This is a genomic window from Pseudomonadota bacterium, from assembly GCA_030859565.1.
Taxonomy (GTDB): Bacteria; Pseudomonadota; Gammaproteobacteria; order JACCXJ01; family JACCXJ01; genus USCg-Taylor.
The window spans coordinates 1-7,075 of sequence record JALZJW010000168.1 but is presented as its reverse complement, the minus strand read 5'-3'; the positions used below and the strand labels follow the sequence as shown (position 1 = coordinate 7,075).

The following is a 7,075-nucleotide window of genomic DNA, read 5'->3' as shown; positions in this document are numbered from 1 at the left end:
CTCGACGATTTGCTCAAGCGTCCGGCCGATCCTTTCGTGCTCGAATTCATTCGCGCCCAGCGCTCGATCCTCGCCGAACGGATGGCTGAAATGTGATGCGCACCATGGTTCGTCATTCTGAGAGATGTGAAAGAACCGTCGCGAGCGAAGGGAGGTCGCGTTCCGCCGGAGCGCAGGAACCGGAGTGTATATTGAAATACATGAGGATTCCGAGCACCGCCGGAACGCGAGATCCCGAGCGCAGTAGGTTTTTTCACAACCTCTGAGAGCCTGGGCAGTTCGCCGCGGACAGCACGGACGTGCTGCGCTGGGCCGAAGCGGGCGGCGCGGCGGCCGTGGCCTGGCACTCGCTGACCAACTGCGCTTACCTGCTCAAGGGCGACGGGCGGCCTTTTCTGGAACGCCTGCTGCGCCTCGTCGAGGTGGCGCCCGTGGCGACCGCCGAGCTGACCCCACACATATCACCACGAGATGCCGTGGCGCTGTCAACGCCGGAACCTCAAGGCGATGCACCTGCGCTTCCGGGACCGCGGAACCGAGCGCTTCGAGCTCGGCCGCCGGGTAGCTTCCCTTCATCGCCAGGATGCGCCCGTCGTCGCGACTCACCGGCATGGCCAAACGCACCAGTATATCGAGCGATCCCACGGCCCGAGAGATCACGGTCGAAAAGGCGGTTTCAGGACGATAGTCTTCGGCCTGCGCGTGCACGATCTCGACGCGCCCCGGCTCTAGCTCGATGAGCACTTGGCGCAGGAAACGGATCTTCTTGAGGCTCCGATCGAGGAGCACCCATTCTCGATCGGGATCCGCGAGGGCCAACACCATGCCTGGTATACCCGCGCCGCTGCCGATATCGAGGAGCCGTTCGCCGTGGAGGTAAGGGAGCACGGCGAGGCTGTCCAAGAGGTGCCAGGTCACCATCGCATCGGGATCACGGATCCCGCTGAGATTGTAAATGCGATTCCAGCGGTGCAGTAAACGCAGGAATCCGATCAGGGCCGCGCGCCGATCCGCCGCGAGATCGAGTCCCAGGGATCCGAGCCCCGCGTCCAGATGGAGCGCGAGCGCATCCACGGGCTTAAGCGCTCTGGGCGCGAGCTAAAGTCCGTTTCTTCAAATGCACGCGCAGCAATGAAATCGCCGCGGGGGTAATGCCTGAGATCCGGGAGGCCTGCCCGAGCGTCGCGGGCCGGTGTTGCGATAATTTTTGAACGACCTCTGCCGACAAACCGCGAACCCCCGTATAGTCCAAATCGAGCGCCAGCGGAGTCTCCTCCTGTGCCTGATTTCTCGTCACCTCTTGCAGCTGCCGATCAATGTAGCCGTGGTAGCGGGCTTGGATTTCGATCTGCCCGGCCACGGTGGGATCATCGACGCCGGGCCCCGCGCCGGGCAATGACATGAGAGCTGAATAGGCTAAATCCGGCCGCCGCAACAGCTCGGCGAGTGTCTGCTCGCGCGCCAATGGCCCGCCGAGCGCGCGCAGGGCATCGCACGGCGGAATTTCGTCCGGCCGCAACCATGTCGCCCGCAGGCGCGTTTGCTCCGATGCGATCCGGTCGCGTTTGGTTTCAAACCCGCGCCAGCGCACATCGTCCACCAGGCCCAATGTCCGGCCTTTCGGCGTGAGCCTGAGATCGGCGTTATCTTCTCGCAACATCAGCCGGTACTCGGCGCGGCTGGTGAACATCCGGTACGGCTCGCTCGTGCCGCGGGTGATCAAATCATCGATCAGCACGCCGATATAGGCCTCATCGCGCCGCGGGGTCCAGGTACCCCGGCCCTGGACCATTAAGGCCGCATTCATTCCAGCGATCAATCCCTGGGCCGCGGCTTCCTCGTAGCCAGTCGTGCCGTTGATCTGCCCGGCGAAAAATAATCCTCCAATATGCTTGGTCTCGAGCGAGGGCCGCAAGTCGCGCGGGTCGAAAAAATCGTATTCGATTGCGTAACCGGGACGCGTGATGTGGGCTCGTTCGAAACCCGCGATCGAACGCACGAACGCCATCTGGACGTCGAAGGGAAGGCTGGTCGAGATCCCGTTCGGATAGACTTCATCGGTCTCCAACCCTTCCGGTTCGACGAAGATCTGATGGGTCTCCTTGGCGGCAAACCGCACGACCTTGTCTTCCACCGAGGGACAATAGCGCGGACCCACCCCTTCGATAGTGCCGTTATACATCGGCGAGCGGTGGAGCCCCGCACGAATCAAGGCATGGGTGCGCGTGTTCGTGCGGGTGATATGGCAGTGGACCTGGCGTGGATGTTCGGCGTTCGTGCCGAGAAAAGAAAATACCGGTACCGGTTCGTCCCCTGGTTGCGCCTCCATATTCTCGTAGTCCAGCGTGCGTCCGTCGAGCCGCGGAGGTGTCCCCGTCTTCAGCCGGCCGACTCGGAACGGCATTTCCCGCAGCCGTTGCGCCAGAACATTGGACGGCGGATCCCCCGCGCGGCCTCCTTGGTGGTTTTGATCGCCCACATGGATCTTACCGCCGAGAAAAGTCCCCACGGTCAAGACGACACAGGGCGCCTCAAAGCGCAGCCCGATCTGCGTGACGATCCCGGCGATGCGGTCACCGGCCAGCATCAGGTCCTCGACTGAGTTTTGAAAGATCGTGAGATTGGGTTGTGCTTCGAGCGCTCGCCGCACGACGCGCTTATAGAGGGTCCGGTCGATCTGCGTACGGGTTGCGCGCACCGCCGGACCCTTGCGGGCGTTCAATATCCTAAACTGGATCCCCGCCCGGTCGGCGGCCTGCGCCATCAACCCGCCGAGGGCATCGATCTCCTTGACCAAATGCCCTTTGCCGATGCCGCCGATCGCCGGGTTGCAGGACATCTGCCCGAGCGTCTCGATGTTCTGCGTCAATAACAGCGTCCGGGCGCCGAGCCGCGCCGCGGCTAACGCCGCCTCGGTTCCGGCGTGGCCGCCCCCCACGACGATGACCTCAAACCTATCGGGATACAACACGCGATCGAGCTAAAGGCGGGACATCAACCTAAGAGTCGATCCAGCTCAATGAGCTACTTCGCGCCCAGGATTGTCACGGCGCGTTGATAGTCCTTGGGTTTTACCCAAAAGATCATGCCGAAGCGCCCGTCACCGGTGCTAATGGCATCCGCCGCGGTGACATTGATCTTCTTATCCGCGAGCTTTGCCAGCGGGGCTAAGGCGGCGCCCACTTCGTCATCCCCTTGAACCAAGAATCCCTTTCTCGGGTTGCTCACTTTCCATTTGTTAAGCTTGGCGACCTTGGTCAGATCCGCCATTTTCTGCGGCATAAGATCGAATTGCGCCAGGCCCTGGCCGCACGGGAACGCGCTGAACGCAAGCAAGTTGACGCCTGCCTCCTTGAGTACTTTTAGGATCTTCCCACCCTGCCCCGCGCGGCTAGCGATGGTGAGGTAACAGTAGTCCACCTTGCGAACGGTGTGTGCCATTTTTTTTCTCCTTAATCGGTGTGCGCGAATTGTTAAATCGATTCTTAATTTCCACTGTAGAATAATACCATACGATTATAGCACCTGAGGATATCGAATGGCCGCTTCGGCGAAGCAGAGAAAGCTCGAACGCAACAAGTTGCAGAAGCGCATACGCCGCAACGTGGGCGGGCCATCGAGGACTTTCACATGATCGACGAAGACGACCGGGTGATGGTGTGCCTTTCGGGCGGCAAGAATTCCTACACGATGCTCGATATCTTGCTCAACCTCAGGCGGCGCGCGCCCGTGGCATTCGAGCTTGTGGCCGTCAATCTCGATCAAAAACAGCCGGGCTTCCCCGAGGATGTATTGCCGCTATATTTGCAACGCCTCGGCATCCTTTTCCACATCATCGAACGGGACACCTATAGCATCGTCAAGCGCGTGATCCCCGAGAGCGCGACCATGTGCGGGATCTGGTCGCGGCTGAGACGTGGAACTTTATACAGATTCGCGCGTGAGCACGGTATGAGCAAGATCGCGCTTGGTCATCATCGCGATGATATCGTGGAAACCTTTTTCCTGAATATGTTCTTCGGCGAGCTGAAGGCCATGCCACCCAAGTTATTGAGCGATGACGGGAAGCACGTGGTCCCCTCGCACCTCGCCGACACCGCGCTCTTTGACTTCGCGCGGCTGGGACATGCCAACGGCGAGGGACTCCCAACCCAAAAATGGCTGGTCGCGGAGGAAACACAATGACTCTGCTCGCCGAATCTGCCGATGCGCAGACACTCATGCATTCGATTCTGCAACGCATCGCCACCGGACCGGAGATGAGCAAAAGCATCTCGGAGGCCGATGCCCGGGGCGGGATGCGCGCTGTGCTCGACGCTCAGGTGGATCCCGTTCAAGCCGGGATCTTTCTCATCGCGCTGCGCATGAAGCGCGAAACCGACGAAGAGACGCTCGGGGTGCTGCAAGCGCTCCTTGAGGTCACGCACACCGTCACCGCTTCAGTCGATGAACTTCTGGTGCTGAGCGACCCGTATGACGGTTGTAAGCGCATGCTGCCTGCGTCGCCGTTCTTACCCGCCCTTCTCGCCGCTTGCGGCGTACCCGCGATCACGCATGGGGTTGAGACGCTGGGACCCAAGTTCGGGCTGACTGCCCGGCAAGTGCTGCGCGCGGCGGGCCAACCGGTCGGCCTTAGCGTTGCGGAGGCCGCCGAACGCGTTGCAGATCCGGACATCGGCTGGGCTTACGTGGACCAATCCTCCTACGCCCCCCAAGCGCATGCCCTTGCGCCGCTACGCAACCTCATCGTAAAACGATCGGTACTCAACACCGCCGAGATAGCGATGGCGCCCGTTCGCGGCCGCCGGAAAACGCATTTGATCACAGGCTATGTGCATAAGAACTATCCGCGTATCTATGCCCTCCTCGCCCGCGCCGCGCGCTTCGACTCGGCCTTGATCGTGAAGGGCTTGGAAGGCGGCGTGATCCCTTCCTTACAGAAACCCGCGCGCTTGTTCTACTACCGCGAACACATCGAGCTCGAGTCGATCGAGATCGACCCGGCGAGTTTGCGCCTCGACCGAACCGAACGGGCCGCGCGAGTGCCTCACGCTGCGCCAATGGCGTCGGAGCCCGCGGCCGCGGATCCGAATTCCCTTGCACGCGCCGCGGCCGATCGAGGAATGGAGACGCTGGACGGTAAACCAGGGCCCATGCGGGACGCATTGGCCTTCGCCGCCGCCTTGTGTTTATGGCACATCGGCCGTCACGCCTCCGTGAGTGACGCTGTTGAGGAGGTGCATGGCGTGCTAACAAGCGGCGCGGCCGGTGGGAGAGGGAGTTAACGGAATACCCATAGATTTTGCCGAGGAGCCAGAAAAAATAATGAAAATCGTGATTGCCCCCGACTCCTTCAAAGAGAATCTTACCTCCCTAGAGGTTGCGACCGCCATCGAGCGCGGGATCCGGCGTGTCCTGCCCAGGGCGCGATGCGTCAAGATCCCGATGGCCGACGGTGGCGAGGGCACGGTGCAGTCACTGGTCGATGCCACGGCGGGCAGCCTGCTGCGAAAGCGGGTGCGCGGTCCCCGTGGCGAACCGGTGAGCGCTCGTTACGGCATCCTCGGTGATGGCGAGACCGCGGTCATCGAAATGGCCGAAGCGTCCGGGCTGCCGTTAGTCCCGAGAGCAGAGCGAAACCCGCTCGAGACGACCACCTACGGTACCGGGGAGCTCATTGTCGATGCCATCGCAAGGGGGATCAAGTCCATAATCATCGGCATCGGCGGTTCGGCGACGGTCGATTGCGGAACGGGCATGGCGCAAGCGCTCGGGGTGAAATTCATGGGCGCCAACGGTAAGGAGATCACCACGCTATGCAGCGGCGGTATGCTCGATCAGATCGCCAAGATCGATATGAGCGGTCTCGATCCGAGGGTGAGAAAAACCCGAATCATTATCGCCAGCGACGTGGATAATCCCTTGTATGGCCGGCGCGGCGCGGCCTATGTCTTCGCTCCGCAAAAAGGCGCGACCCCGGAGATGGTGAAGGTGCTCGATAGCAATCTCCGGCGCGTGGCGGCGGTAATTAAGCGGAATTGCGGCATCGACGTCGCCAAGTTCAAGGGCGCCGGCGCCGCCGGAGGATTAGGGGCGGGGCTGGTTGCTTTTGCCCGGGCGCGGATTAAACGCGGCGTGGATCTGGTGATCGAAGCGACGCAACTAAAGCGCTACTTGCCAGAGGCGGATCTGGTCATTACCGGCGAGGGGCGGATCGATTTTCAGACCGCGTTCGGCAAGACGCCGGCAGGAGTCGCGAAGGCGGCCAAGCAATTCAGGGTGCCCGTGGTGGCTATCGGCGGGGGGCTTGCGGACGATGCTCGGGGGGTCTATTCCCATGGCATTGATGCCCTCGAAGCGGGGGCCGCGCGCGAGATGGATCTCGCGGAGGCCTTGCGTCTCTCGAGGCAGCACTTGGAGAACGCGGGTGAGCGCGTTATGCGCCTGATCTTAATCGGAAAAACCTTAGGTCAACGCCGGGCAGCGGGCGTACGGCGGCCGGGCCGGTAAATGTTTCGCGCAGCTCAGAGTTTGCGAAAAAACCTACTGCGCTCGGGATCTCGTGTTCCAACGGTGCTCGGAATCCTCATGTAATTCAACATACACTCCGGTTGCTCGTCTCGTCCCTGAGACTCGCCCCTTCGGGCTTGCGCTCCGTTTCGCTCCCGGCGAAACGGTCCTGCGCTCCGGCGGAAAGCCAGGGCCAGGGAATGGCCCTGTTTGGCGCGCCGAGGATGCAACTCGACCTCCCTTCGCTCGCGACGGACTTTCACAAACTCTCAGCAATGCGTCGCGGATGCGTCGCTTTCGAACTCGGAGAAGCGCACCGGCAAGGTTTCCTTGGTGGACAAGCTACCCGCGGGATCTTTTTACGACGATGAGTTTTTGAGCATCCGCGAGCCCGGCGGGGATCACCATCCTACCACCGCGCTTGAGCTGATGTAGCAGGGGAGTCTATTCCAATGCAAGATGAGTCTGAAGGGAGGGCTTATTTCTAATACAAGATGAGTCTGAAGTAAGGCGGCGACTGTTCATGATGGGAGGATGAAGACCATCATGAACGACGGACAATTAG

Annotated in this window: 5 protein-coding genes and 1 pseudogene; 3 read left to right on the top strand and 3 right to left on the bottom strand. The window is 61.3% G+C overall.

Translation table 11 applies throughout. The annotated features are described in order from the left end of the window. Positions 1 to 372: 372 nt before the first annotated feature. The 3 genes from rsmG to M3436_18110 are packed head-to-tail and all read right to left on the bottom strand — an operon-like array spanning position 373 to position 3,441. Entirely contained in the window at positions 373 to 1,074 is a 702-nt protein-coding gene (rsmG, locus tag M3436_18120; protein ID MDQ3565924.1) for a 16S rRNA (guanine(527)-N(7))-methyltransferase RsmG, read from the bottom strand. 4 nt (positions 1,075 to 1,078) lie between these two features. Then, positions 1,079 to 2,971, bottom strand: a complete 1,893-nt coding sequence (mnmG, locus tag M3436_18115; GenBank protein MDQ3565923.1) for a tRNA uridine-5-carboxymethylaminomethyl(34) synthesis enzyme MnmG — start codon at positions 2,969 to 2,971, stop codon at positions 1,079 to 1,081. Between the two features lie 53 nt (positions 2,972 to 3,024). After that, positions 3,025 to 3,441, bottom strand: a complete 417-nt coding sequence (locus M3436_18110; GenBank protein MDQ3565922.1) for a hypothetical protein — start codon at positions 3,439 to 3,441, stop codon at positions 3,025 to 3,027. A gap of 97 nt (positions 3,442 to 3,538) precedes the next feature. Between M3436_18110 and ttcA the strand changes: the two are divergent. The 3 genes and pseudogenes from ttcA (at position 3,539) to M3436_18095 (ending at position 6,510) form a co-directional block, all read left to right on the top strand. Beyond that, positions 3,539 to 4,077: pseudogene (gene ttcA / locus M3436_18105) on the top strand (tRNA 2-thiocytidine(32) synthetase TtcA). Between the two features lie 104 nt (positions 4,078 to 4,181). Beyond that, positions 4,182 to 5,285, top strand: a complete 1,104-nt coding sequence (locus M3436_18100; protein MDQ3565921.1) for an anthranilate phosphoribosyltransferase — start codon at positions 4,182 to 4,184, stop codon at positions 5,283 to 5,285. Between the two features lie 40 nt (positions 5,286 to 5,325). Continuing rightward, complete coding sequence (locus M3436_18095; GenBank protein MDQ3565920.1) at positions 5,326 to 6,510, top strand: glycerate kinase; 1,185 nt, start codon at positions 5,326 to 5,328, stop codon at positions 6,508 to 6,510. Positions 6,511 to 7,075 lie beyond the last annotated feature (565 nt).